The organism is Marinobacter sp. ATCH36, from assembly GCF_023555055.1.
Lineage (GTDB): Bacteria > Pseudomonadota > Gammaproteobacteria > Pseudomonadales > Oleiphilaceae > Marinobacter.
Genome location: NZ_JAMJPL010000002.1, coordinates 275,097 through 299,982, shown reverse-complemented (window position 1 = coordinate 299,982; position 24,886 = coordinate 275,097). Strand labels below are relative to the sequence as shown.

General features: G+C 57.9%; 21 protein-coding genes. 13 read left to right on the top strand and 8 right to left on the bottom strand.

Features of this window, described 5'->3' with window-relative positions; all coding sequences use genetic code 11:
* Nucleotides 1-5: 5 nt before the first annotated feature.
* A complete protein-coding gene (locus M8010_RS09040; protein WP_250090556.1) occupies nt 6-626 on the top strand; it encodes a LysE/ArgO family amino acid transporter in 621 nt (206 codons plus the stop codon).
* Between the two features lie 12 nt (nt 627-638).
* On the opposite strand, the gene M8010_RS09035 is transcribed toward M8010_RS09040, so the two are convergent.
* A complete protein-coding gene (locus tag M8010_RS09035) occupies nt 639-974 on the bottom strand; it encodes a TraR/DksA family transcriptional regulator (RefSeq protein ID WP_250090554.1) in 336 nt (111 codons plus the stop codon).
* Complete coding sequence (locus M8010_RS09030; RefSeq protein WP_250090553.1) at nt 971-2,191, bottom strand: MFS transporter; 1,221 nt, start codon at nt 2,189-2,191, stop codon at nt 971-973. The genes M8010_RS09035 and M8010_RS09030 overlap by 4 nt, the downstream gene beginning before the upstream one ends.
* Before the next feature lie 304 nt (nt 2,192-2,495).
* Here M8010_RS09030 and nhaB point away from each other — a divergent pair, with 304 nt between their 5' ends.
* From nhaB to M8010_RS09010, 4 genes are read left to right on the top strand one after another with little or no spacing between them, the layout of a single operon-like run.
* Entirely contained in the window at nt 2,496-4,001 is a 1,506-nt protein-coding gene (nhaB, locus tag M8010_RS09025; protein ID WP_250090552.1) for a sodium/proton antiporter NhaB, read from the top strand.
* Nucleotides 4,002-4,035: 34 nt separating this feature from the next.
* A complete protein-coding gene (locus M8010_RS09020) occupies nt 4,036-5,523 on the top strand; it encodes a SulP family inorganic anion transporter (RefSeq protein ID WP_250090550.1) in 1,488 nt (495 codons plus the stop codon).
* Between the two features lies 1 nt (nt 5,524).
* Complete coding sequence (locus tag M8010_RS09015; RefSeq protein WP_250090548.1) at nt 5,525-6,451, top strand: universal stress protein; 927 nt, start codon at nt 5,525-5,527, stop codon at nt 6,449-6,451.
* A complete protein-coding gene (locus tag M8010_RS09010) occupies nt 6,451-8,034 on the top strand; it encodes a phospholipase D family protein (protein ID WP_250090547.1) in 1,584 nt (527 codons plus the stop codon). Before M8010_RS09015 ends, M8010_RS09010 begins: the two co-directional genes overlap by 1 nt.
* Nucleotides 8,035-8,048: 14 nt before the next feature.
* On the opposite strand, the gene M8010_RS09005 is transcribed toward M8010_RS09010, so the two are convergent.
* Together M8010_RS09005 and M8010_RS09000 are read right to left on the bottom strand one after the other, a co-directional pair.
* Nucleotides 8,049-9,233, bottom strand: coding sequence for a BaiN/RdsA family NAD(P)/FAD-dependent oxidoreductase (locus M8010_RS09005; protein ID WP_250090545.1), 1,185 nt, complete (start codon nt 9,231-9,233; stop codon nt 8,049-8,051).
* Nucleotides 9,234-9,414: 181 nt separating this feature from the next.
* Entirely contained in the window at nt 9,415-10,224 is an 810-nt protein-coding gene (locus M8010_RS09000; protein ID WP_250090543.1) for a PhzF family phenazine biosynthesis protein, read from the bottom strand.
* Between the two features lie 225 nt (nt 10,225-10,449).
* Between M8010_RS09000 and M8010_RS08995 the strand changes: the two genes are divergently transcribed.
* Nucleotides 10,450-11,862, top strand: a complete 1,413-nt coding sequence (locus M8010_RS08995) for an aminotransferase-like domain-containing protein (protein WP_250090541.1) — start codon at nt 10,450-10,452, stop codon at nt 11,860-11,862.
* 12 nt (nt 11,863-11,874) lie between these two features.
* On the opposite strand, the gene M8010_RS08990 is transcribed toward M8010_RS08995, so the two are convergent.
* Together M8010_RS08990 and M8010_RS08985 are read right to left on the bottom strand one after the other, a co-directional pair.
* A complete protein-coding gene (locus tag M8010_RS08990; protein WP_250090540.1) occupies nt 11,875-12,513 on the bottom strand; it encodes a response regulator transcription factor in 639 nt (212 codons plus the stop codon).
* A complete protein-coding gene (locus M8010_RS08985) occupies nt 12,506-14,005 on the bottom strand; it encodes a sensor histidine kinase (RefSeq protein ID WP_250090537.1) in 1,500 nt (499 codons plus the stop codon). The genes M8010_RS08990 and M8010_RS08985 overlap by 8 nt, the downstream gene beginning before the upstream one ends.
* 155 nt (nt 14,006-14,160) lie before the next feature.
* On the opposite strand from M8010_RS08985, the gene M8010_RS08980 reads away from it, so the two are divergent.
* The 6 genes from M8010_RS08980 to M8010_RS08955 all read left to right on the top strand — a co-directional run bounded on the left by M8010_RS08980 (nt 14,161) and on the right by M8010_RS08955 (nt 21,109).
* Complete coding sequence (locus M8010_RS08980; protein WP_250090535.1) at nt 14,161-15,789, top strand: acyl-CoA synthetase; 1,629 nt, start codon at nt 14,161-14,163, stop codon at nt 15,787-15,789.
* Between the two features lie 53 nt (nt 15,790-15,842).
* Nucleotides 15,843-17,219 carry a solute carrier family 23 protein gene (locus tag M8010_RS08975; protein ID WP_250090533.1) on the top strand — a complete coding sequence of 459 codons (1,377 nt, stop codon included), beginning with the start codon at nt 15,843-15,845 and terminating at the stop codon, nt 17,217-17,219.
* Between the two features lie 246 nt (nt 17,220-17,465).
* Nucleotides 17,466-18,299 carry a metal-dependent hydrolase gene (locus M8010_RS08970; protein WP_250090532.1) on the top strand — a complete coding sequence of 278 codons (834 nt, stop codon included), beginning with the start codon at nt 17,466-17,468 and terminating at the stop codon, nt 18,297-18,299.
* 110 nt (nt 18,300-18,409) lie between these two features.
* Complete coding sequence (locus M8010_RS08965; RefSeq protein WP_250090530.1) at nt 18,410-19,360, top strand: DegV family protein; 951 nt, start codon at nt 18,410-18,412, stop codon at nt 19,358-19,360.
* Between the two features lie 29 nt (nt 19,361-19,389).
* Nucleotides 19,390-20,424 (top strand): hypothetical protein, encoded by a 1,035-nt coding sequence (locus tag M8010_RS08960; protein WP_250090529.1) that lies wholly within the window; start codon nt 19,390-19,392, stop codon nt 20,422-20,424.
* A 31-nt stretch (nt 20,425-20,455) separates the two neighbouring features.
* On the top strand, nt 20,456-21,109 hold the full coding sequence (locus M8010_RS08955; RefSeq protein WP_502846209.1) for a LysE family translocator: 654 nt from the start codon (nt 20,456-20,458) through the stop codon (nt 21,107-21,109).
* A gap of 9 nt (nt 21,110-21,118) precedes the next feature.
* Here the strand turns inward: M8010_RS08955 and fdxA are convergent, their stop codons facing one another.
* Both fdxA and mutS read right to left on the bottom strand, forming a co-directional pair.
* Nucleotides 21,119-21,442 carry a ferredoxin FdxA gene (fdxA, locus tag M8010_RS08950; protein WP_250090526.1) on the bottom strand — a complete coding sequence of 108 codons (324 nt, stop codon included), beginning with the start codon at nt 21,440-21,442 and terminating at the stop codon, nt 21,119-21,121.
* Nucleotides 21,443-21,578: 136 nt separating this feature from the next.
* Nucleotides 21,579-24,212 (bottom strand): DNA mismatch repair protein MutS, encoded by a 2,634-nt coding sequence (gene mutS / locus M8010_RS08945; protein WP_250090524.1) that lies wholly within the window; start codon nt 24,210-24,212, stop codon nt 21,579-21,581.
* 82 nt (nt 24,213-24,294) lie between these two features.
* Here mutS and M8010_RS08940 point away from each other — a divergent pair, with 82 nt between their 5' ends.
* Entirely contained in the window at nt 24,295-24,795 is a 501-nt protein-coding gene (locus tag M8010_RS08940; protein ID WP_250090522.1) for a nicotinamide-nucleotide amidohydrolase family protein, read from the top strand.
* Nucleotides 24,796-24,886 lie beyond the last annotated feature (91 nt).

Below are 24,886 nucleotides of genomic sequence, written 5' to 3'. Positions count from 1 at the left end.
GAAGTATGCTGACAAGCTATCTCACAGGGCTGATTGTGTGTGGCGGTATCATCATTGCCATCGGAGCACAGAATGCTTATATCCTCGGCCAGGCAATACGCCGGGAACACCATTGGTATTGCGCGGGCATCTGCATGACCGCAGACATACTGCTGTTCACCGCCGGGATGTTCGGTGTTAACGCAGCGCTGATGGCGGTGCCGGAAGCGCTGGATGTTCTGCGCTGGCTTGGGGTGGCGTTTCTGGGCTGGCTGGCGGTGGTGGCGTTCTACAGGGTGGTAAAAGGGAGGCAGGGCCTGGGTGCCGATGCACCGGCGGCAACCAGCGTTCAAGTGGTGGTATTGACGACCCTGGCAGTCACGTTGCTGAACCCTCAGGTCTATCTCGATACCCTGTTGCTGATTCCCGCCATTGGAGCACAGCAGGAAAGCCCGGCGGTGTTTGTTGCGGGTGCCAGCAGCGCCTCAGTGCTGTGGTTCGGCTTGCTGGCATTCGGTGGTGCGGCGCTTTCGCCCTGGCTGGCCAGCCCCAGGGCATGGCGGTTTATCGACGGAGTCATTGGTTCGATGATGGCTGTGATTGCCTTTCACCTCGCCAGCAACGGGTTATCTGGCCCGGCCATGTAAAGGGCCTGACGGCTAGCGTGCGCACTCAATGCAATAGAGCACGGTAGGGTCAATTTCCAGGCGTTTGGGATTGATGGGTTCACCGCATTCCATGCAGTCGCCATAATCGTCGTTGTCGATTCGGGTGAGGGCGGCTTCAATCTGCCGCAGTTGCAGTTCGGCGCGTTGCTTGCCTGCTTTGGCCAGCGCCTGACCCTGGAGCGCATCCATTCGCGACAGCCGACCCACGCTCTGCTGGTCCAGGTGAACGGTGCCACTGCCTTCTTCCCTCACTTCGCTGGTTGATTGCAGGTCGTCCCGCCAATCAAGCAACAGTTTTTTGAACTTCTGCAATTCGGTTTTATTCATGATGATCGGGTTCCACCAGGTTGTGCATTTGCCGATGCCTGAACAGGTTTTTTCGCCGTTGTAGCAAGTATTGCGCACAGCGCGATGACCACGGCCAGTGTACCCGCAATACTTCCGGCTGCCAGCCCGGCGTCCAGCATCAGGCCAATCAGGATCGGTGAGAGAGCGGTCGAAAATACCATCGATGCCTGCGCCACAGAACGAATGGCCCCTATATGACGCGCACCATACCGCTCTGGCCAGATTGCTCCGCCGGCGGCACCGATGCATCCCAGGCTAACACCGGTAAGAGCAAGGTAGATATTGGGCGTCCAGAGGCTGTCGGTCAATGCGAGCACCAGCAGACCGCTGAAAATAGGTATCAGTCCAATAGACAAGGCCCGCTGTGCTCCCACACGGTCAACCAGCGAGCCGGCGAAAAACAGGCTGACGAGATGTCCGGCCGCGAAACCGGTGAACGCCATGGCCACTCTTTCCGCAGGCCAGTCACGAAGGTCTGCAACCGCGGATTGGTGAAACAGCATGGCTGTTACCGAAAAGGGCACCGCCAGGGCTGCCGGCAGAATCTGATAAAAGCCGGGGTCCCGCAGGGCTTCGGCCCGGCTGAAACCTCCTGTTGTCTCGCTGCTGTCAGTATTGGCCACCCGTGAGGGGTGAGCGGCCTTACGTGCCAGCAGCAATAATGCGGGCAGCGCCAGGACGATGAGAATGCCGGCGGCAATGAACCAGGGCAGGCGCCAGCCACCCCACACCAGGATAAGACCTCCGGCAGCGGGTAGTGTTGCCTCAGCGACCGGAAAGCCTGCGGCTGTGAGTGCCATGATGCGGCCCCGGCTCTGGTTGAAGTACCGGCCCGCGACGGTCATGCCAATGTGGGACAACATCGCCTGGCCTCCAAAACGGGCCAGCAGAAAACCCGGGATCAGCATCGCCCAGCCCGGTGCCAGCCCGATCAGCAGGCAGCCGGCGGCCAGCATTCCCACCGCCAGAAGGGTTACCGACTGCACCGACCAGCGATCCGCCAGCGGCCCCGCTTTCAGCAGCAGTGCAGCGGAAAGGAGAGTGGCCAGGCCATAGGTCAGGCCATAGGTGCTGTTAGCGAGATCAAAACTCTCGCGGATACCGCTACCAAACACCGAGATAAAGAAGGTTTGCCCAAAACCCGACGTGGCCGTCGCCAGAAAAGCGAACGCAGCCAGCGAGGGGTTCTCTCTCATGAAAGCTGGATAGTTCATAAATCCGAATAGTACATTTGTGTGCCATATTTGTTTAGGAAACTAAGAATAACCCGCAATGTCGGTTACTTTCCCGGAGCCGTTCTGGTAAGCTTCGCCGCCTTAATTTAACAGCCTATGAACTTACTCTAATGAACGTCTTCGCGACCTTCCCGACGATCACTCCGCCATAGCGCTCTGCGCGCCCTCCAGGTTAATTCCTTGAGCCAATAGCCTGTATTCGCTTCCGGTGAGTACCACGGGTCCTATTGTCTCCGAGTTTTCGTCTCACGTCGTCCGGTTCACAATGCCCAAAACAGTTATCTCAGGTTTTACCCACAATTTTCTTGGCAACGCGCCTGTCTGGTACAAGCAGGTTATTGTCCTGTTTCTGATCGTCAATCCTCTCATCGTCTGGTTGCTTGGTCCGGCGACGGCTGGCTGGTTCCTGGTAGGGGAGTTCATTTTCACCCTGGCCATGGCGCTGAAATGTTATCCGCTGCTTCCAGGCGGACTGTTGGCTGTCGAAGCATTGCTGATCGGGCTGGCTACACCGGATGCTGTCTACCACGAGGTGCTCGTAAACCTGCCGGTCATTCTGTTGCTGATGTTCATGGTCGCCGGCATCTATTTCATGAAAGAGCTGCTGCTGGTTACGTTTACCCAGATTCTGGTAGGCGTGCGCTCAAAGTCGGCGCTTTCCATGCTGTTCTGTGCAGCTGCCGCACTGTTATCGGCCTTTCTCGATGCCTTGACGGTAACCGCCGTTATTATCAGCGTGGCGGTGGGATTCTATTCGGTTTACCACAAGGTGGCTTCTGGCAAGGGGTACCAGCACGGTACCCACAATGCCCACAGCGATGAACATGTGGTGGAGTTGCACCGTGAAGACCTGGAGGAATTTCGCGCCTTTCTTCGTAGCCTGCTGATGCATGGCGCCATTGGTACCGCACTCGGTGGGGTCGCGACCATGGTGGGAGAGCCCCAGAACCTGCTGATTGCGAAAGTGGTGGGCTGGAACTTTGCCGAATTTTTCCAGCGAATGGCACCGATCAGTCTGCCGGTTCTGGTTGCTGGCCTGTTTACCTGCTGGTGTCTCGAGAAGCTGCGCTGGTTTGGCTATGGCGCCCGGCTGCCCAAACCCGTTCGCCGGGTGCTGGAAGACTTCGCGGATAACGAGCGTGAAAAGCGTACCAAGGCTGATCAGGCGGCCCTTTGGATTCAGGCGGCGGCCGCTGTTGTTCTGGTGATCGGGCTTGCATTCCATATTGCCGAGGTGGGGCTGATCGGGCTGCTGGTCATTATCCTTATTACCTCGTTCACCGGTGTGACCGACGAGCATCAGATTGGCAAAGCGTTTCAGGAATCCCTGCCTTTCACCTCCTTACTGGTGGTGTTTTTTGCCGTGGTGGCGGTAATTCATGAGCAGCACCTGTTCAAGCCGGTGATCGACTTTGTGCTGGCCCAGCCGGAAGTCCATCAGCCGGCCATGTTTTTCGTGGCGAACGGAATTCTGTCGATGATCAGCGACAATGTCTTTGTCGCCACTGTTTACATCAGTGAAATCAAGCAGGCGCTGGACGCTGGTGTTATATCCCGCGCCCACTTCCAGGATCTGGCCGTTGCCATCAATACCGGCACTAACCTGCCCAGCGTTGCGACGCCGAACGGCCAGGCGGCGTTCCTGTTCCTGCTGACCTCCGCCATCGCACCGCTGGTTCGCCTGTCGTACGGTCGCATGGTGATTATGGCTTTTCCCTATACCATCGTCCTCGGATCCGTTGGTCTGCTGGCGGTCATCAACTTTCTATAATTTCTCCCTTCAATGAATTGACTGGATCTCAAATATGTTAAACACGCTTAAAGCCGACTGGCTCTCCAATATAAAGGGCGATTTGCTCGCCGGTATTGTGGTGGCGCTGGCGCTGATTCCCGAGGCGATTGCCTTCTCCATTATTGCCGGTGTAGACCCGAAAGTGGGCCTGTACGCATCGTTCTGTATCAGCGTAGTAATTGCCTTCGTGGGCAGCCGCAAAGGCATGATCACGGCAGCTACGGGTGCCATGGCGTTGCTGATGGTGACACTGGTCAAGGAACACGGCCTTGAATACCTGCTGGCGGCTACGCTGCTTACCGGCCTGTTGCAGATAATTGCCGGCTTTCTGAAGCTCGGCAGCCTGATGCGGTTTGTGTCCCGCTCGGTGGTCACCGGATTTGTGAACGCTCTGGCGATCCTGATTTTTATGGCCCAGTTGCCTGAGTTGACCAACGTTACCTGGCATGTGTACGCCATGACTGCGGCCGGGCTGGGCATTATCTACCTGTTTCCGCTGATTCCGTTCGTGGGTCGTGCCATTCCCTCACCGCTGATCTGTATTGTTGCGCTTACGGCTTTTGCGATGATCTATAATATCGACATTCGTACTGTGGGTGACATGGGGCAATTGCCGGACACCCTGCCGATCTTCCTGTGGCCGGACGTGCCACTGAATCTGGAAACCCTGATGATTATCCTGCCTTACGCAGTGGCGCTGACAGTCGTGGGTCTGCTGGAGTCGATGATGACAGCGACCATCGTGGATGATCTGACTGACACCAAAAGCGATCGCAACCGCGAGTGCAAGGGCCAGGGTATTGCCAACATCGGTTCCGGCCTGTTGGGCGGCATGGCTGGTTGCGCGATGATTGGCCAGTCCATCATCAACATCAAATCCGGTGGCCGTACCCGCCTGTCCACTCTGGCGGGGGGTGTCTTCCTGCTGCTTATGGTGCTGGTGCTGGATCAGTGGCTGGTGCAGATCCCCATGGCGGCACTGGTTGCGGTCATGCTCATGGTTGCCATCGGTACCTTCAGTTGGGGGTCTATCAAGAACCTGAGGGAGCATCCGCTGTCCACCAACATCGTTATGGTGGTTACCGTTATCGTGGTTGTGGCAACCCATAACCTCGCCTACGGCGTTCTGGCGGGCGTTCTGCTGGCAGCATTGTTCTTCGCCAACAAGGTGGGCCACTACATGCTGGTGACCTCCGAATTTGACGAAGCGTCCGATACCCGCACCTATAACGTGGTCGGGCAGGTATTCTTCAGTTCCTCAGAAAAATTCACGGAATCCTTTGATTTTAAGGAAGCAGTGGATAATGTGGTCATTGATCTGACCCGGGCGCACTTCTGGGATATTACTGCGGTGGGTGCCCTGGACAAAGCGGTGATCAAGTTCCGCCGCGAGGGCGCCGAGGTTGAGATCATCGGGCTGAATGAAGCCAGTGCCACCATCGTTGACCGCTTCGGGGTGCATGACAAACCCGACGCCGTCGATCAGCTAATGGGGCACTGATATGACACAAGCCAAGGAATTCAACAGCGATCCCGGTCAGAATAACAATCACAATGATCATGAAAACGAGGTTGAGATGCTACGAGTAGTTGCCTGTATCGACGGCTCCCGGGCCGCGCCGGCGGTCTGCGATTATGCCGCCTGGGCCAGCAAGCACATGGAAACTCCACTGACGCTGCTGCACGTGCTGGACGAAGAACGCTATCCGACAGAACCGGATCTGGCTGGAAACATTGGCCTGGGTAGCCGCGAGCAGCTGATGGATGAACTGGCGGAACTGGATCGCAAGCGCTCGAAGCTGGCGCTGGAGCACGGCCACCATATGCTGGATGAAGCCGAAGACCGCGTGAAGAAGTTTGGTATCGAGGATGTCAGCAAGCGTCAGCGCCATGGTGATTTAACCGAGTCTCTGGTGGCTCTGGAAAGTCAGACCCGTTTGTTGGTGATGGGGCTTCACGGCGAGAGCAGCTCGGATCGCGACGTTCATGTGGGCAGCCAGCTGGAAACCGTGATTCGCAGGGTTCACCGTCCGATTCTCCTGGTGCCGGATGAATATCAGCAGCCGAAAAGTGCGATGCTGGCATTCGATGGCAGTGCCACCGCTTTCAAAGGGGTAGAGTTGTTGGCAGGTAGCCCGGTTCTGAAAGGCATGCCGATTCATCTGGTGATGATAGGAGCGGACACCAATGACCGCTGGGAGCAGCTCAAGAAAGCCGAGAAGATGCTCGGTGACCTTGGCGCCGAAATCACCCTGGCCATCCGTGCCGGCGATGTGGAACCGACCCTTCACGCCTACCAGGAGGAGCATGATATCGACATCCTGGTTATGGGGGCCTACGGGCACTCGCGAATTCGTCAGTTCCTGGTGGGCAGTACCACAACGACGATGCTGAAGACCGCTCACAAGCCGCTGGTAATATTGCGGTAATGCCATCTCGCCAACGTTGCCCGACCACGCTGTTGGTATCAAGCGGCTGGTTACTGGTGATGGTGACGTTGGTGACTTTGGTGACGGGTTGCGCCGGTGGTGGTTTGCCGCCGGTGACTCATTCTGGAGTTGAGACGATCGTGCAGAACGATGACAGTTTTCTGCTCAATCAATCCAGACAGCGACTGGCCGGTACCGGCGGCCAATCCGGTTTTTATATCCTCGATTCAGGGCAGGATGCCTTCCTTTACCGCGCAGCCCTGATTGAGTCGGCCGAACTAAGTATCGACGCACAGTACTACATCTGGAGCAATGACGTTTCCGGGCGTTATCTTGCCGGTCGGATGCTGCTCGCAGCAGACCGTGGTGTGCGGGTCCGTCTGCTGCTGGATGATTTCAACGCAGAGCATATTGGTGCACTGTTTGCTGCCCTGAATACCCACCCCAACGTTGATATCCGCATTTTCAATCCCGCCAGCAGCCGCAGTGGATGGGGGCGATGGATATCCTTCCTGATGGATTTCGACCGCATCAACCGGCGCATGCACAACAAGACCTTCGTGGTGGACGGTGCGGCGGGGATTGTCGGCGGACGCAACATTGGTGATGAGTATTTCGGGTTTGATGCAAACCGTTACTTCCGGGATCGTGACGTGCTTGCGCTGGGGGCAGTTGTCGGAGGAATGAATGACAACTTCCAGGCTTATTGGAACAACCCCTGGGCCTACCCGGTGTCAGCACTTTATCCGGACGTGCCCGCTGACGGAGACGTGGCTGCGGCTATGGATGCGCTTCGTCAGAACGCCAGAAAACACAATGATCTACCCGTATCAGCGCCTTCAGATACCAATCAGGGCAGGTCAGATCTCGAAGAAGTTTTTGACGGACTGACGATTGCTTCCGGGGAGCTCGTGTTTGATCCTCCTTTCGAAACCATGGACGAGACAGCGGATGCTCCTAAACGCAGCGCCAAGGCTCTGCAACGATTGGCTCAGGACGCCACCCAAGAAATCCTCATCGAGTCCGCCTACCTGATACTCACTGAGGAGCAATTGCCGCTACTGGAAATCGGAGGCCGTCAGGGGGTGCAGGTGTCGGCTTTGACCAACTCGCTGGCTTCCAATGACCTGGTTACCAATCATGCCGGTTATGCCCGCTGGCGCACGTATATGCTCGAGCAGGGGCTCCGGATCTACGAGCTCAGGCCGGATGCGGAAGCCTGTCAGCAATGGCTGACCACCGATGCGGTCTGTTCGACGGGTGAGGTCAGCCTGCACTCCAAGTCGGTGGTGTTTGATCGCAGCACCTTGGTTGTAGGGTCCTTCAATGTCAATCTCCGCTCCATTTACCTGAACGGTGAAACGGTACTGGTGATTCACAGTGCTGAACTGGCGGAAAAGGTGGCGGAGGACATCCGGTCGGTCATGGAGCCCGGCAACAGCTGGGAAGTCTTGCTGGATGACGGCGGGGAACTGCAATGGCGCGGTGATGACAAAGTATATACCAGTGAGCCGACGGTTGGCTGGTGGCGTCGTGCCGAGTCCAGCTTCCTGTCGTGGTTGCCTATCGAGAAGTACCTTTAAGGATTTCTGATTTATCAGGCGTTACTGCCGGCTGCTACACCCGATGCCCAGGCCCACTGAAAGTTATGCCCGCCGAGATGGCCCGTCACGTCGACCACTTCGCCAATAAAATAAAGATCCGGCCGGTCCAGAACCGCCATGGTTTTGGATGACAGCTGCCGGGTATCCACCCCTCCCAGGGTTACTTCTGCTGTGCGATAGCCTTCGGTACCAGCAGGTTTGATGGGCCACTGGCCGAGAGCATGCGCCGCCTGTTCGATGTCACTGTTCTTGTAACCCTGTAGCGGGCCAGCCCAGCCGTGGATGTCGTTCAGCGCCTGTGCGAAGCGTTTGGGCAGGTGCTGCATCAGGTATTGGGCAACGGTGGATTGCGGCCTGCTTTTTCTTAGCTGGTACAGATCCTGTTCGATGTTGGTCGCCGGCAGCATGTTGATGCTCAGGCTGTCGCCCGGGTGCCAGAAGCTGGATATCTGCAGCATGGCCGGGCCGCTGAGGCCACGATGGGTGACCAGCATGGGTTCGCGAAAGTGTTCGGTGTTGCAATGGACGTCCACCGGGCAGCTCACACCGGCCAGCGGGGCCAGCTGTTGCTTCAGTTCCGGGTGCAGGGTAAACGGTACCAGCCCCGCACGAGTGGGTAGAACAGTCAGCCCGAACTGCCGGGCTATGTCGTAACCGAAGCCGGTAGCGCCCATGGTGGGTATCGACAGCCCACCGCAGGCGACTACCAACGAGTCGCAACTGAGGGTGCCGGAGGAGGTCTCCAACCGGTAGCCATTATCGATGCGGCTGATGGTTCTGATGCTGGTATTCAGCCTTACTTCCGCGCCGGCCCAGTCGCATTCGGTCAGCAGCATGTTGAGAATTTCCTTACTGCTGTCTTTGCAGAAGAGTTGGCCGGCGGCTTTCTCTTCGTGCTCGATGCCATGGCGCTCCACCAGGTCCAGGAAGTGCTGGGCGGTGTAACGTTTGAGGGCGGAGATGCAGTAGTGGGGATTGTCCGAGAGAAAGTTGGCCGGGGTGCTGTTGAGGTTGGTGAAGTTGCAGCGGCCGCCGCCGGACATGAGGATTTTCTTGCCGGGTTTGTTGGCGTGGTCGATTACCAGAACTTTGCGGCCCCGGTAGCCGGCTGTCAAAGCGCACATCAGGCCTGCGGCGCCGGCGCCTATGATGATTATGTCGTAGCTGTCGGATGTCATGGTGTGGAGTTCCGGTGGCGGTTAGGGGCGGTCCAGGATACGCGGTGAATACGTCCATGTACGCTCGACAAAAACATCCATGTTTTTGACGATCCTGGACCGCCCCTAACCGCCACCTTGTCAGACATGGTGCCCATCCATCCTCGCGAAACAAAACGGCGATTATACAGCCAAGACATCTCTAACGCAGGTGCACGGATCCTTCCATGTAGAAAGCAGCCTGGCCGGCGATGGCAACGCGATCGCTTTTCAGTTCGCAGCGTAGTACGCCACCTCTGGCGGATACCTGCTTTGCCAGCAGAGTGGTTTTACCGAGTTGCTCTGCCCAGTAGGGCACCAGTACGCTGTGGATGGATCCGGTGACAGGGTCCTCGTCGATACCGGCGCCGGGGGCGAAATAGCGGCTGACGAAGTCGCAATCCTTGCCGGGGGCGGTGATGATGACGCCCTGGTTGCCAAGCTCCTTGAGTTTGCGAATGTCCGGTTGAGCCGCCTTCACAGTGGCCTCGTCGTTCAGGACGACCATGTAGTTGGTGTCGTTGGGCACGAAAAAGGACGTGTCCGGGGTTCCGTCCAGGGCTTCCTGGATCAGGCCTGGCGTTGGGCGCTGCTCGAAGGAAAGGTTGGGGAAGTCCAGAGCCAACCAGCCATCGTCGGTCTGTTCTACGCCGAGAGGGCCACTTTTGGACTGGAATCGGATTTGAGAATGCTTCCAGCCCAGCTTGTTGAATATGACCCAGGCGCTGGCAAGGGTGGCGTGTCCGCAGAGCGGAACTTCCACGGTGGGTGTGAACCAGCGTATGTGAAAGTCCGCGTCCGCCTCCGCGGGCAGCGGCACGAAGAAGGCGGTTTCCGACAGGTTGTTCTCCATGGCCAGTGCCAGCAGGGTGTCGTCTGGCAGCCATTCCTCCAGCGGCATTACGGCGGCCGGGTTGCCTGCGAATACGTCGCTGGTGAAGGCGTCAACCTGGTAGATCGGTAGTGTTTTCATGATTTTTCCCTCTTGAAGGTTTCAGCGTAACGGTGCGCCCGATGGACGGCAAACTGGGTCAGTTCCGGGTTCTGATCATCATTCTCCGCCGTTGCAGACAACCATAACAGATTCAAGTAATGTGGTTTTGGACCGGTACAGATTCTTTGATCCGATATCTGTGCTGGCCAGAATCCGGTTGATCTGTACTGACTGTACTCCCGATTGATCTGGCAGGATAAGACTATGGGCATTCTCTATAACCAGGTGGCAGACCAGTTACAGGCGTTGATTCGTGATGGTGTTTATCGCGAAGGGGACCGGCTGCCTGGCGTTCGGGCGCTCAGCCGCCAGTTAGGGGTGAGCATTTCGACGGTGCTTCAGGCCCACCAGACTCTGGAAGCCCGGGGCTATCTGGAGGCGCGGGAGCGCAGCGGTTATTTCGTGCACCTGCCCCGGCGGGACACCCCCGAACCGGTGATGCAGAAACACCGGGCCAAGCCTGTGCCGGTCAGTGCCCGGGACATGGCGCTGGATCTCTGCGCCGACGATCAGAAACGCATGGTACCGCTGGCGGCAGCCGTTCCTCATCCTGATTTCCTGCCGGTTCGACAAATTCAGCAGGCAACGTTATGGGCGGCCAGGCGTGGACTGGAAACCCTGGATTACGCCTTTCCGGGCAAGATCGAGTACCGACGTCAGGTGGCTCAACGGATGGCCGCACTTGGTGTCATGGTGACTCCCGACGATATTATCGCTACCAACGGCGCCCAGGAGGCGATTATTCTCGCCCTCAAGGCAGTGACCAGGCCTGGTGATATCGTGGTGGTGGAGTCGCCTTCGTTTCCGGGCATTCTGCAGGCTCTGGACGTTGTCGGACTCAGAGTGATTGAAGTTCCGACGCATCCCTCTGAGGGGTTGAGCCTGGAGGGACTGGAACTGGCGCTGGAACAGTGGCCTGTGAAAGCATGCGTGGTGGTTCCCAACCACAGCAACCCCATGGGCGCGCGGATGCCCGATGAGCGCAAGCAACAGCTGGTCAGGATGCTGGAGCGGGCCGGCGTGCCCCTGATTGAAGACGATATCTACGGTGACCTGTTCCACAGTGGCGAGCGGCCCAGGCCGGCCAAGGTGTTTGACGGCACCGGCAACGTTATCTATTGCAACTCGTTTTCAAAAACCATCTCGCCGGGGCTGCGTCTGGGTTGGATGATACCCGGCAAATATCTGGACGAGGCGCGTCAACAGAAGTACTTCAGCAACCTGGGCACCGCAAGCGTACCGCAGCTTGCGGTGGCACATTTTCTGGAGCAGGGTGGTTACGACCGCTACCTGCGATCCATTCGGCCCCGCTTTCGTGAGGCTACCGAGCGGATGCGGGCCGCTGTGGGGCGGTCATTCCCGGAAGGCACCGCTGTCAGCCGCCCCCAGGGTGGCTTTGTCCTGTGGGTTCAGATGCCGGTGAATACCTCAGGAACCGAGGTCTATCGCCGGGCCCGGGAGGAAAATATCAATGTCGCCCCGGGGCTTATGTTCTCCACAACCGACAAGTACGAAAACTGTCTGCGGTTGAACGGAGCCCACCCCTGGAGCGAACGTATCGAGCAGGCGATCATTCGCCTTGGTGCCATAGCAACCGCAGTGGCCGCCGAGTCCTGAGGGTACTCACAGTCACCGTTCCCTGAGCTTTAGCGGGTCCAGCAGGCCGGCCGCAATGGCGATGCCGGTGACGTCAGGAACTCGTTCCACTCCCAGTCGTTTCATGACCCGCGCCCGATACAGGTCGATGGTCTTGATACCAACATCCAGCTGTTCCGCTATTTCCCGGCTGGTGTAGCCCTGGGCCAGTGGCATGAATACATCCCGTTCCCGGCGGGTAAGAGCGGCGATCAGGGTCTCGGTATGCTGGTCACCCTGCTGCCGTCTGCTGGCCTGCTGGTTTTCCTGCAGCGCCTGCTGGACGCTGTCGAGCAGCAGCTGTTCGTTGAAGGGCTTCTCGATAAAATCGAAGGCACCGGACCTGAAGGCGCGAACCACGATGGGTACGTCCGCGTGGCCGGAAACAAAAATAATGGGGAGCTGGGAGCCCCGCTTCTGCAATTCTTCCTGGATGTTCAGGCCGCCGAGACCGGGCATGCGAATGTCGAGAATCGCGCAGCCCGTCTGCGCCGGGTTCACCGATTCAAGAAACTGGCGCCCATCGGCATAGGGTTTCACCTGTAAGCCAACGGATTCCAGTAACCACTGGGTGGATTCGAGCATGCCGGCGTCATCGTCCACCACATATACGGTATGGGGCGATTCACTCATTCTGGTCTGTCTCCCTGCAGCTGTCGGTTTTGTTTTTATTGGCGTTGAGCGGCGGGAAGCGACAAACCAGAACCAGGCCGCCATCCTTGCCCCGGCGAGCGTCCAGAAATCCGCCAAACCCCTCTATGATGGAGCGGCTCATGGACAGCCCCAGACCCAGTCCCTGGGGTTTGCTGGTGTAGAACGGGGTGAACATTTTTCGCAAGCCCTCATCATCGAGCCCGGGCCCCTGATCGGCCACTTCGATCAGAATTTCCCGCTCTGAGGTTACGCAGGTTGTCACGGTAATCTGTGAAGGCGTATTCCCGTTCCGATGGGTCTCGATGTTGGCGTCGATAGCGTTGCGGATCAGGTTGATCAGTACCTGCTCGAGTAACACCGGGTCGGCGGTGATAACCGGCTTGCAGTCAGCAAGCTGTTCCCGGATTACCACGCTGTTCTTATCCGCATCCCACTGGCAAAGGCGTTTTACGTTGGTTACAGCGTCATTGATGCTGATGGGGGCGGTGCGCTTCTGGCCTTTGCGCAGAAAAGCGCGCAGCCGCTTGATGACCTCCGAGGCCCGGTTGGCATGGTGGGTAATCCGTTGCAGGCCGTCTTCCACACGTTCCAGGCACTCGGGGTTTTCCCGCGCCTGTTTCAGGTAACGCTGGCTGGCACTGGCGAAATTCACAATGGTGGCCAGCGGCTGGTTCATCTCGTGGGCAATGCTGGACGCTAGTTCTCCCAGGGTTGCCAGGCGCGCGGTGTGGGCCAGTTCGTCGGCCAGGCGACGATTGTTTTCTTCGGATTCTACTCTCGCTGTGATATCCCGGGACACACTCACCACCTCAATGACCGCCCCGGTATAGGTTTCACGGATGGCCCGGCTGGCAATCTCGAACCAGCGCTTGCTGCCATCGCGGTGGAGGATCTCCAGGGTCATGGTGGCGTAGCCTTCGTCCCGCAGCCGGTTGCGGGCTTCTTCCAGTTCTCCTTCCATTGTGCTGCTGCGGAACACATCTTCCAGCGGTTTGCCTCTGAGCTCCTCCGGCCAGTAACCCAACAACCGCCAGGATGCCGGGGTGGCGTCAATAAAACGGCCGTCCGGCGCGTGGCGGGAAATGAGGTCAGTGGTGTTTTCGGTGATCAGACGGTAAAGGCGGCTGGAGCGGGTTGCTTCGTTCAGCTTGCGGATCTCATCAGTGGCATTTCTGCCACGGGCCAACACCTGACCGGAGGCCCGATCGGGAATAAACGTCCACAGCAGCGAGATGTCGGGAAGGCTGCTTTCCACATTCTCAATGGCTCGCCCCTGGCTGAGGCTGGCGTTGATCAGGGCCTGGGTGTTGATTGGCAGAAGGCCAGCAACCTCCTGCGTTCCAGCCGTCCGAGCCAGAGTCATCGCAGCTGTGTTGCTTGCCAGAACCATGCTGTCGGCGCCAAGTACAAGTCCCGCTTCCGGGTCAGAGTCAGAAAGCTGAAAGGCAGGAACTGTCGATGTTTTTGTCATTATTCAGCCGTCATATAGTAATAACACTATAATACGTTGGTGTAATTTCTAGTATATTTCCTATCGAATACCATTTTCGCCAGCCAAGAGTATAGCTTTTCCAGCGTACTTACTGAATACACCATAAGAACAATGGAACCCAGAGGACCACACTGATGACCTCGATTTTTGATCAGGGCCTTGAGCCCGTCGACGCCAATTATTCTGTTCTGTCCCCCATCGATTTTATTGAACGCACCGCCAGCGTTTACCCGGAATATACCTCGGTGATTCACGGAGCCATTCGCTACAACTGGGCGCAGACCTACGAGCGCTGTCGCCGGCTGGCCTCGGCACTGGCTGGGCGCGGAATTCGCCGTGGCGATACCGTAGCGGCCATGCTGCCCAACATACCGGCCATGGTGGAGTGCCACTTCGGCGTGCCCATGATCGGGGCGGTACTCAACACCCTGAACGTGCGGCTGGACGCCGAAGCCATTGCCTTCATGCTGGAACACGGCGAGGCCAAAGTGGTCGTTGCAGACCGTGAATTCGGCGAAGTGATCCGTGATGCGGTCAGCCGTCTGGATGAAAAACCGCTGGTGATTGACGTAGACGATCCCGAGTATGGCGAAGGCACGCAGGTGAGCGATCTGGATTATGAGGCCTTCCTGCAGGAGGGCGACCCGCAGTTCCAGTGGAACCTGCCCGGGAACGAGTGGGATGCGATTTCGCTGAACTATACCTCAGGCACCACCGGCAACCCGAAAGGCGTGGTGTATCACCATCGTGGCGCCTACATGAACAGCATGGGTAACCAGGCGGTCTGGTCCATGGGTCAGCATCCGGTGTATCTGTGGACGCTTCCGATGTTCCACTGCAACGGCTGGTGTTTCCCCTGGACGGTCACCGCTCTGGCCGGCACCCACGTTTGCCTGCGCCGGGTAGACCCGGAGAAGATCCTGCAGCTGATTCGTGACCACCAGGTAACCCACATGTGCGGCGCACCGATTGTGCTTAATGCCCTGCTGAACGTGCCTGAATCCGCCAAGGCGGGCATTGATCATGAAGTAAAGGCCATGACGGCCGGGGCAGCTCCCCCTGCCCAGGTTATTGGTGCTATTGAGGAAATGGGCATCGCCATCACCCACGTGTACGGCCTGACCGAAGTGTATGGCCCGGTGACCGTATGTGCCTGGAAATCCGAATGGGATAAAAAAACTCTGGATGAGCGGGCCACCATCAAGGCGCGCCAGGGCGTTCGCTATCACACGCTGGCAGGAACCATGGTGGGCGACCCGAATAGCATGGAGCCGGTGCCCAAAGACGGTAAAACCATTGGCGAGATTTTCCTGCGCGGCAATACTGTGATGAAAGGTTATCTGAAGAACCCCAAGGCAACCGAAGAGGCCTTCCGGGGCGGATGGTTCCACACCGGTGATCTCGCGGTCTGGCACGAAGACGGCTACCTGGAAATCAAGGACCGCCTGAAGGACATCATCATTTCCGGTGGTGAAAACATTTCCACCATTGAGGTGGAGGATACCCTGTATCGCCACCCTGCAGTGCTGGAGGCAGCCGTGGTGGCGCGCCCGGATGAAAAATGGGGAGAAACGCCCTGCGCCTTTATCACTCTGAAGCCGGAAGCAGGTGAGGTCAGTGAAGAAGACCTGATCGGGTTCTGCCGCGAGCGCCTGGCCCGCTTCAAGGTACCGAAAACCATCGTGTTCTCGGAACTGCCGAAAACCTCCACTGGAAAGATCCAGAAATTCGTGCTGCGTGACCAGGCGAAAGAACTCAGCTAACCCCACAAATACAATATCAGGCGCGGAACGCTCCGCGCCGGGAGACTTCTGTTATGCAAATGTACGAACGCAAAGACGGGGAAGAGCAGCCGTATTGGCCCGCAGGTCCCTTCAAAGTCCGCCTGCCATTTGTCCATTACCGTTGGGAATTTGCGGAGATGGTGCAGGGCCTGATCATGTTTGTGGTCAGCCTGGCCATGATTCCCCTGCTGGAAAAATACCTTGGCGTACCCTACGACGTTGCGCTTGCCTATGTGGTGATCTGCGGTATCGGCTTCATGTTGCCGGCGCTTCTGGGTGTCCCGCTGGTTCCGGGCTGGATTACGCCTGGTATTCCTGTCGTGCTGCTGTTCCTGGGCGATTATGAACCCGGCCCCGAGGCCATCCAGGCCCTTTTTGCCCTGCAGTTCCTGGTGTTTATTATCTTCCTGGTGCTGGGCATAACCCGCCTGGGTAGCAAACTGGTGGAGCTGATTCCCCGGTCCATGAAGGGCGGCATTATCATCGGCGCCGGTATCGCAGCCCTGATGGGTGAAATCGAGGCCGGTGGCCGCCTGGCAGAAACCCCGATTTCGCTGATTGTTGGTGGCCTGGTCTGCCTGTACCTGATGTTCTCCGTGTCCTTTAAAGGCTTTGTGGACAGCAGCAACATCGCCCGGAAGATTGCCAACTACGGCATGGTACCGGGTATGGTGGTTGCTATCGTGGTGGGTTTTGCTACCGGTGAGTACGCCGTGCCCAGTGTCGAATGGGGTATTACCAAACCGGCGTTTGATGAACTCTGGAACTACCTGCCATTTTCGGTTGGCTTCCCGGATGCCAGTGTGTTCCTGTACGCCATTCCGACGGCGGTGATCGCCTACGTGATTGCCTTTGGCGACATTGTTGTGGGCCAGTCACTGATGAGCCGTGTCGACCACCTGCGCAAGGATGAAGACATCGACAACAGCATTGATCGTGTGCACCTGGTAACCGCCCTGCGTAATGGCGGCCACGCATTCTTCGCTCCGTATCCCGGCCTTGCAGGACCGATCTGGACGGCGGTGACGGCCACCATGGCGGAGCGCTACAAATACGGACGTAACGCCATGGAGTCCATCTACAGTGGTGGTGGCACTTTCTGGATTACGGGCTTTATTGCCGTATTCATGCTGCCCCTGGTGAGCTTCTTCCAGCCGGTGCTGCCGATTGCGCTGTCGCTGACCCTGCTGCTGACCGGTTATATCTGCCTGATGGTGGGCCTGGAGCAGCTGGAGAACAACACCGAGCGTGGAATCGCCGGTACCATGGGCGTGGTTCTGGCAGTCTATGGCGCGGGCTGGGGCCTGGCCACAGGTGCCGTTCTGTATTTTCTGATTGAGCGCACCAAAATCATCGGATTTACCGCCGACCCGGAAGCTCCGGGCGTCAAAGCGGCCGAAGAGCACTAACGAAGACCTCCGGCGTGGCCGGAGGCTTTCAACCCCTGTGTGTCCTTGGAGGTATTGGCGTCGCCATACCTCCTTTTTTGTCGTTGACGATCTGTCATTTTGTGACAATCTGTCGACTTTTTGCGTTTCCTGCCTTCCTTCCGGGTTCGATCCGGGTTTAAACTGACTGTTCTGATCAATTTTCGTACGCGGTTTCCCGCTGTACGGTGAATGCCGTTCCATAACCACAATAAACCGGAGGCAGTCATGACTATCAGTTCCACACCCGAAGGGGTTTCCGTCACCCCGCGGCACCTGCGCTTTGATCTTGCTGAAGACCTCAGAACCCTCTGGCATGGTAATGACGCTTTTCGTACGGCCTTTTTCAACGCGCTTTCGCTGCAGTTTCCGGACGGGGAGCAGCAGTTTATCAATGCAGTTCGCCTCTACCGTGATCAGGTGGATGACCCCAAGCTGAAAGAAGAGATCCGTGGGTTTATCGGTCAGGAAGCGCTGCACAGCCGGGAACACAAGCATTACAACGAAGCCCTGAAGGCGCGGGGCTATGACATCGATGCCATTGACGAGCGTTTCCGCAAGCACATGGAATGGGTAGGCAACTTGCCCCCCAGTCGTCAGCTTGCCGGCACCTGCGGCGCCGAACATTACACTGCCGTGCTGGCGAACGCGATTCTCAGGCATACGGAATGGATGGAAGGGGCTGCCCCCGGAATGGCCAGACTATGGCGCTGGCATGCCATTGAGGAGACCGAGCACAAGTCCGTGGCCTTCGATGTCTACCGTCATTGTGTGGGCAATGAGCGACTGCGGCGGGTTGTATTCCTGTTCGTGACCTGGAATTTCTTCAAGTATACCTTCCTGAATACCTGCAGCCTGCTGAAAACCGATGGTAAATTGTGGAGCCCTGGAACCTGGGTTGGCGGTATCAACTTTCTGTGGGGCAAACCGGGGGTACTGCGTAAATGCCTGCCGGACTTTCTAGCCTACTTCCGCGATGGCTTTCATCCCTGGCAGCAGGATAATCGTGACCTGATCGATAAAAACCTCAACGAACTTGAGCTGGAGCAAACTGCCAACTAGCAGACTGCTGAAATTACCACCACTTTGTGTAAGACTGATCGCTGCCAGGAACAACGACAATAAAAGGGAAGTGTCCGGCATAACAAACTTCCCGCAGCTGGAGGCCCCCAATGCGCGTTGGTCTTATAGTGGATTCGGCTTGCGATTTGCCCTACGAGTTCAGCCGAAAACACGACCTGTTCGTTCTACCGGTAACCGCCGTTATCGACGGTCAGACCTATATTGACGAGCACGATCCAGTGCGAACCCAGGAGTTTTACCAGAGTGGGCTGCTGAAAAAGGGCCACCATGCCGAGACCCAGGCCTTCTCTCCCCAGCAGATACACGACCTATTCATGGAAAAGATTGTCACCCAGTTTGACGTGGCAATTTGCGAAACCGTTACCCGCTCTCGCAGCCTGATTTTCCAGAACGCCACCGAAGCCATGAACAGCGTGATGGCGCATTACGAGGACGCGCGCAAGGCTGCCGGCCGCGACGGCAAGTTTTCCATGCGTGTTATCGACAGCAGGCAGATATTTGCCGGCCAGGGCCTGTTGGCGGCTCACACTCTGCGCCTGATCGAGCAGAAGCTGGCCAAGAACGCCCTCCGCAATGAGGTAGAAGCCTTCACCGACAAAATATACACCTGTGTGATACCGCGGGATCTGCATTACATCCGTGAACGTGCCCGCAAGCGTGGCGACAAGAGCGTTTCCGCGCTGGTGGCCTTTCTGGGCAGAGCTTTGAACATTACGCCGGTGATCTTCGGACTGGGTGCAGAGGGGCAGCCTGCGGCCAAAACCCGCAGCTTCGATATGGCGGTGGAAAAGGTGATGAACTACGCTGTCGGCCGGGTAGAGGCCGGGTTGCTGACGCCTTATGTCTGTCTTTCCTGTGGACTCACCTGGACTGAAATCGAGGACCTTCCCGGCCTGAACCGGCTGCGGGATGCCTGTGAGAAAAACGGCGTGGAACTGCTTCTGTCCCAGATGGGCATTACCAGCAGTATCTATGTCGGCCCTGGCAGCCTTTGCCTTGCGCTTGCGGCAGAACCCCACGAGTTCGGCGACTTCCAGTAACGTTTCTATAATGTCAATTGGACCCGATTATGACCGAAGGCAAAACGGATCTCGCCAATGCGCTGCTGGAACAGCATGTAAAACATGAACTGGCGTCCCTGAAGGGAGCAAAGCTGCGTCGGTTTCTGGCGACAGAGATGGATGAGCTGTTTGGTTGCGCCGATTCGATCACACTGAACCGGCTTACCTCTGTGGGCCAGGTGATGGGCGTGATTCACCGCATTGTGATCAACATGGAGCTGGCCCCCGGGATACCGGAGCTGGCAGCAGAGATGGCCACGGAAGTGCTCAATGACCCGGTCCAGCGAACCTCTCGCCTCAGTGACATTATTACCCGCGAGCAGGCGACCGGGTTTCTCGAAGAGGCACTTGAGCTTCGCCAGCAGCGGGAGCGGGTGATCAGCGAGATTATGGCGCACCCTGTCTATCAGGAGCTGGTTTCAAATCTGGTGTACCAGGGTGTGGTGAAATACCTCCATGAAGATAACCTGATCACCAAGAGGGTGCCCGGTATGGGCTCGATGATGAAGTTCGGCAAGCGCATGGCCAACAAGGCGGTGCCCGGACTGGATGAAAGCTTTGAGCGCCAATTCAAGGCCTGGCTGTCTGACAGTCTGCCCGGGCTGATTGCCCGTAGTGAACAGTTTCTGCACCGCGCATTGACGGACGACGAGCTGCGCGACAGCGTCATGGCCGTCTGGGTATCCCTGGAAGACCGCACGATCGAAGAGCTCCACGAAGGCCTGGGCGATGTGCAATTGCAGGAGTTTGTGGTTCTGGGGTACGAGTTCTGGCTGCAGTTCCGCAAGACCGAATATTTTGAACGCTGCGCCAGGGCGGTGGTGGAGCACTTGTTCACCATGTATGGCGACAGGCCAGTGATTGAACTTCTCGACGCGGTTGGCGTCGACCGCGACGTGGTGATGGCGGAAGTCGATGCCTACGCACTTCCGGTGATAGACGTGCTGCGGGAGGAGGGGTATCTTGAAGCCCTGATCCGTCGTCGCCTCGAGCCATTCTACAAGTCCGAGGCGGCGAAAAAGCTTTTGCAGCAGGAGAGCTGAATACACCGGCTGTCCGCGAGGGTGTTTGAGGATGTGGATGCCAACCGAACTGTTCTGGGCCTACCTGGTGGCGATTTCGCTGCTGACGATAACGCCGGGCGTGGATACGCTGCTGGTGATGCGAAATGCTGGCCGGGGCGGCTTGCAGGACGGTTGCGTAACCAGCGTGGGTATCTGTAGCGGGCTTTTCATTCATGCCACTTTGTCAGCCCTGGGTATTTCTGTGTTGCTGGTGGAGACCGCCTGGGCCTTTACCGCGCTCAAATGGGCGGGTGCCTGTTACCTGGTCTGGCTGGGGCTGAATTCATTGCGACAGGCCATGAAACCTGTTGCCGGGAAAGGTCCAGAACAACAGGCAGTGGGTGCTGCCACGGCGTTTACGAAACCGGTTTCAACCGCGGTGGCGTTCCGTGAGGGGCTGCTGTCCAACGTGCTGAATCCGAAAACGGCGTTGTTCTATATGGCGCTGTTGCCCCAGTTTATCGACCCCACGGGTAATGCCTTCCAGCAATCGCTGTTTCTGGCGGCGGTCCACTTCGTGTTGGCAATGGGGTGGCAATGTGCGCTGGCAGTGCTGGTGGTCAAGTCCCGCCGGCTTGGGGTGGGGCAGGGCGTCAAGCGTACGCTCAACGCACTGACCGGCGGCTTCTTCGTTGCTATCGGGGCCAAGCTGGCTACGCAGTGAGCGCAGCTATTACTTTTCCAGGTACTGCAGCTTGTTCGGCTTGCCGTCCCACTCTTCAGCATCCGGGAGTGGATCTTTCTTCTCGGTGATATTGGGCCACTTGCCCGCCAGATCGGCGTTGAGCTCGACAAACTGGGCCTGATCCTCAGGCAGTTCGTCTTCCGAGAAGATGGCCTCGGCCGGGCATTCCGGCTCACACAGGGCACAATCGATGCACTCGTCCGGATCGATGACCAGAAAGTTCGGGCCTTCGTAGAAGCAGTCAACAGGGCATACTTCCACGCAGTCCGTGTATTTGCACTTGATGCAGTTATCGGTAACGACAAACGTCATAGTCAGATTCCTGGTCCAGTAGTCAATCTCATCAGTGTAATAATAATTGCGCGATATTGTATTGAGCGGCCTGTCCGGTCGCAAGCGCCGCAGCGCACTATCGTTATAACATGGGTCAATTCTGCCCATTTTCCGCTTATTTCTTCAGCAGTTCCTTCAATTCATACAATCGGTTCAGTGCATCCCGGGGTGTCAGCCCGTCCACGTCCAGTTCCGCCAGTGTCTCTTCCACCTTACTCGGCTCGAGGCTGGCGAACATATCCCCCTGCATGACCGGTTCGCTGATCCGCGAAGACCTTTTACGCTTTTCCGGCACGGCCGGTGTCGTTGCGACCTCGTTGGAGGAGGGGGTCGCCGGTGCCGCGCTGCCTTCCAGGTGGGAGAGTTGCTGCCGCGCGTTGCGGATCACATCCTGGGGTACGCCCGCCAGTTTGGCGACCTGCAGGCCATAGCTCTGGCTGGCAGGGCCATCATGTACGTTGTGCAGGAATACAATGGTGTCGTCGTGCTCTGTGGCGGTCAGGTGAACGTTGACGGCATGCTCAAGCTCATCGGCCAGTTGCGTCAGCTCGAAGTAGTGGGTGGCGAACAGCGTGTAGCAGCGAATGTGCTTCGCCAGGTGTTCCGCGGTGGCCCAGGCCAGTGAAAGGCCGTCAAATGTGCTGGTACCTCGACCTACCTCGTCCATCAGCACCAGGCTGTGTTCGGTGGCGTTATGGAGGATATTGGCAGTTTCTGTCATTTCCACCATGAAGGTCGAGCGCCCACCGGCGATGTCATCGGAGGAGCCCATGCGGGTGAAAATGCGGTCCACCGGGCCGATGACCACCCGGTTGGCAGGTACAAAACTTCCGGTATAGGCCAGCAGTGCGATCAAAGCAGCCTGACGCATGTAGGTGGACTTACCGCCCATGTTGGGGCCAGTGATCACCAGCATACGGCGCTGCTGATCCATCAGCAGATCATTGGGTACATACGGATCGTTCAGCAGTTGCTCGACGACTGGATGGCGGCCTTCTTCAATGTCGAAGCCGGGCGTGTCGCTAAATTCCGGGGCATTGAAACGCAGGCTGGTGGCGCGTTCTGCAAAGTTACTGAGCACGTCCAGTTCCGCCAGGGCCTGGGCGGCATCCTGCAGTGGCGCGAGTTCGGCGGCCACGGTTTCCAGTACCTCGTCGTACAGCGCTTTTTCCCGCGCCAGTGACCGGCTCTTGGCGCTGAGGGCCTTGTCCTCGAATTCTTTGAGTTCCGGGGTGATGAACCGCTCGGCGTTCTTCAGGGTCTGGCGGCGTATGTAGTCCACCGGCGCCTGGGCTGACTGCGCACGGGTGATCTCAATGTAATAACCGTGTACCCGGTTGTAGCCCACTTTCAGTGTGCTGATACCGGTGCGTTCCCGTTCCCGTGTTTCCACATCCAGCAGGAACTGGCCAGCGTTCTCGCTGATGTTGCGCAACTCGTCCAGCTCTTCATCAAAGCCTTCCCGAATAACGCCGCCGTCGCGAATCACCACCGGCGGATTGTCGATGATGGCCCGTTCCAGCAAGTCCGCCAGTTCCGGGTATTCGCTGATAGTGGTGGCCAGCTTGACGATATGGTGGGAGTTTACCGGTGTCAGGGCCCTTTGTAGGTCCGGAAGCGCCTGAAAGGCATCCCGCAGCCGCGCCAGGTCCCTTGGGCGGGCCGAGCGCAATGCTACCCGCGCCAACACACGCTCAATGTCGCCAATGCTCTTGAGCAGGTCGTGGACCGGCTCGTAGTGAAATCCGTCCAGCAATGCTGAGACGGCCTGCTGACGCTGTCCAACCACGGCAACATCCCGCAGAGGCCGGTTCAGCCAGCGCCGTAGCTGGCGACCACCCATGGAGGTGGCGGTACGGTCCATCACCCAGGCCAGGGTGTGTTGGGTGCCGCCCATCAGGTTGGTGTCGATCTCCAGGTTGCGGCGGCTGGTGGCATCCAGGATTACCGCCTCCTCCCGCCGTTCGCGGCTGAGTTTGCGGATGTGGGGCAGGGCGGTGCGCTGGGTTTCCCTGGCGTATTGCAGCAGGCAGCCAGCGGCACAGATTGCCAGGGTGAGATCCTCGCAGCCGAACCCGCTCAGGTCACGCACCTGCAGTTGCTGGGTCAGCACTCGACGTGCGGTGTCAGATTCGAACAGCCATGGGCCCTGGCGGCGAATCCCGGTATAACCCTCCAGTACTTCCTGGTAGGGGAAGTCCTCGCTGATCAGGATCTCCGCCGGTCGCAGGCGCTGAAGTTCCCCCTGCAGGCCCTCGAGGTCATCCAGTTCGGCCACGGTAAAGCGCCCGCTGGAAATATCCAGCGAAGCGAAGCCGAACCGTTCACGGTGGTTGTAGATAGCGACCAGCAGGTTGTCCCTGCGGTCTTCAAGGAAGGCGTCGTCACTGAGCGTGCCCGGTGTCACGATGCGCACAACCTGCCGGTCTACCGGCCCTTTGCTGGTGGCCGGGTCGCCAATCTGTTCGCAAATGGCGATGGATTGACCAGCACGGACCAGGCGTGCAATGTAACCTTCAGCAGAATGGTACGGAATGCCGGCCATGGGAATCGGGCTGCCACCGGACTGACCCCGTGCGGTGAGAGTAATGTCCATCAGCTCGGCGGCCTTTCTGGCATCATCGTAAAACAGCTCGTAGAAATCCCCCATGCGGTAGAACACCAGCTCGTTGGGGTGTTCGCCCTTGATTTTGAGGTATTGCCTCATCATCGGGGTGTGCTGGGACAGATCGGTCTGGGCTGCTGACATGAACGGTTCCGGATCCATTGGCTTTATATGAAGACAGCGATTGTAAGAAAATAACCGCCACGATGAAACGAAGGAGACCATTATGCCACTGACCGACGACGCACTGGCGGAAGCCGGCGAGGCACTGGCTGAATTACTGGAGCGGCGCCAGCTTACCATTGCTACCGCCGAAAGCTGTACCGGCGGATGGGTGGCCAAGGTGTTGACTGACCGTGCCGGCTCGTCGGCCTATGTGCTGGCGGGGCTGGTCACATACAGTAATGATGCCAAGCGGGGGTTGCTCGGGGTTTCCGAAACCTCCCTGAACGAACATGGTGCTGTCAGCGAGCCCGTGGTGCGGGAAATGGTTGCCGGTGCGCTTTCAACAACAGGCGCCAGTGTTGCAGTAGCTATCAGCGGCGTCGCGGGCCCCGGCGGCGGTAGCGATGATAAACCGGTGGGTACGGTGTGGTTTGCCTGGGGGCGATCGACGGTGGACACCGAGGCTGTAGTTGAAACCTTTGAAGGTGATCGCGACGAGGTGCGGCGTCAGTCTGTATTGTATGTGTTACAGGGGGTTAGAAGGTTTCTGGAAAACTCCTGAACCGGAGGGGTTGGTCTTGCTCCCGGGTTATGTTTTAATACTGTTCAAATATACAGGAGCCCGGTTTTTCCAGGCTCCTTAGTTCACGATT

Coding starts and splice junctions, on each gene's coding strand:
- M8010_RS09020 (WP_250090550.1), top strand. CDS start 4,036: ATGTTAAACACGCTTAAAGCCGACTGGCTCTCCAATATAAAGGGCGAT.
- M8010_RS09000 (WP_250090543.1), bottom strand. CDS start 10,224: ATGAAAACACTACCGATCTACCAGGTTGACGCCTTCACCAGCGACGTA.
- M8010_RS08940 (WP_250090522.1), top strand. CDS start 24,295: ATGCCACTGACCGACGACGCACTGGCGGAAGCCGGCGAGGCACTGGCT.
- M8010_RS09035 (WP_250090554.1), bottom strand. CDS start 974: ATGAATAAAACCGAATTGCAGAAGTTCAAAAAACTGTTGCTTGATTGG.
- M8010_RS08955 (WP_502846209.1), top strand. CDS start 20,456: ATGTGGATGCCAACCGAACTGTTCTGGGCCTACCTGGTGGCGATTTCG.
- M8010_RS09030 (WP_250090553.1), bottom strand. CDS start 2,191: ATGAGAGAGAACCCCTCGCTGGCTGCGTTCGCTTTTCTGGCGACGGCC.
- M8010_RS09005 (WP_250090545.1), bottom strand. CDS start 9,233: ATGACATCCGACAGCTACGACATAATCATCATAGGCGCCGGCGCCGCA.
- mutS (WP_250090524.1), bottom strand. CDS start 24,212: ATGTCAGCAGCCCAGACCGATCTGTCCCAGCACACCCCGATGATGAGG.
- fdxA (WP_250090526.1), bottom strand. CDS start 21,442: ATGACGTTTGTCGTTACCGATAACTGCATCAAGTGCAAATACACGGAC.
- M8010_RS08960 (WP_250090529.1), top strand. CDS start 19,390: ATGACCGAAGGCAAAACGGATCTCGCCAATGCGCTGCTGGAACAGCAT.
- M8010_RS08975 (WP_250090533.1), top strand. CDS start 15,843: ATGCAAATGTACGAACGCAAAGACGGGGAAGAGCAGCCGTATTGGCCC.
- M8010_RS08995 (WP_250090541.1), top strand. CDS start 10,450: ATGGGCATTCTCTATAACCAGGTGGCAGACCAGTTACAGGCGTTGATT.
- M8010_RS08985 (WP_250090537.1), bottom strand. CDS start 14,005: ATGACAAAAACATCGACAGTTCCTGCCTTTCAGCTTTCTGACTCTGAC.
- M8010_RS08965 (WP_250090530.1), top strand. CDS start 18,410: ATGCGCGTTGGTCTTATAGTGGATTCGGCTTGCGATTTGCCCTACGAG.
- M8010_RS09015 (WP_250090548.1), top strand. CDS start 5,525: ATGACACAAGCCAAGGAATTCAACAGCGATCCCGGTCAGAATAACAAT.
- M8010_RS08970 (WP_250090532.1), top strand. CDS start 17,466: ATGACTATCAGTTCCACACCCGAAGGGGTTTCCGTCACCCCGCGGCAC.
- M8010_RS09010 (WP_250090547.1), top strand. CDS start 6,451: ATGCCATCTCGCCAACGTTGCCCGACCACGCTGTTGGTATCAAGCGGC.
- M8010_RS08990 (WP_250090540.1), bottom strand. CDS start 12,513: ATGAGTGAATCGCCCCATACCGTATATGTGGTGGACGATGACGCCGGC.
- nhaB (WP_250090552.1), top strand. CDS start 2,496: ATGCCCAAAACAGTTATCTCAGGTTTTACCCACAATTTTCTTGGCAAC.
- M8010_RS09040 (WP_250090556.1), top strand. CDS start 6: ATGCTGACAAGCTATCTCACAGGGCTGATTGTGTGTGGCGGTATCATC.
- M8010_RS08980 (WP_250090535.1), top strand. CDS start 14,161: ATGACCTCGATTTTTGATCAGGGCCTTGAGCCCGTCGACGCCAATTAT.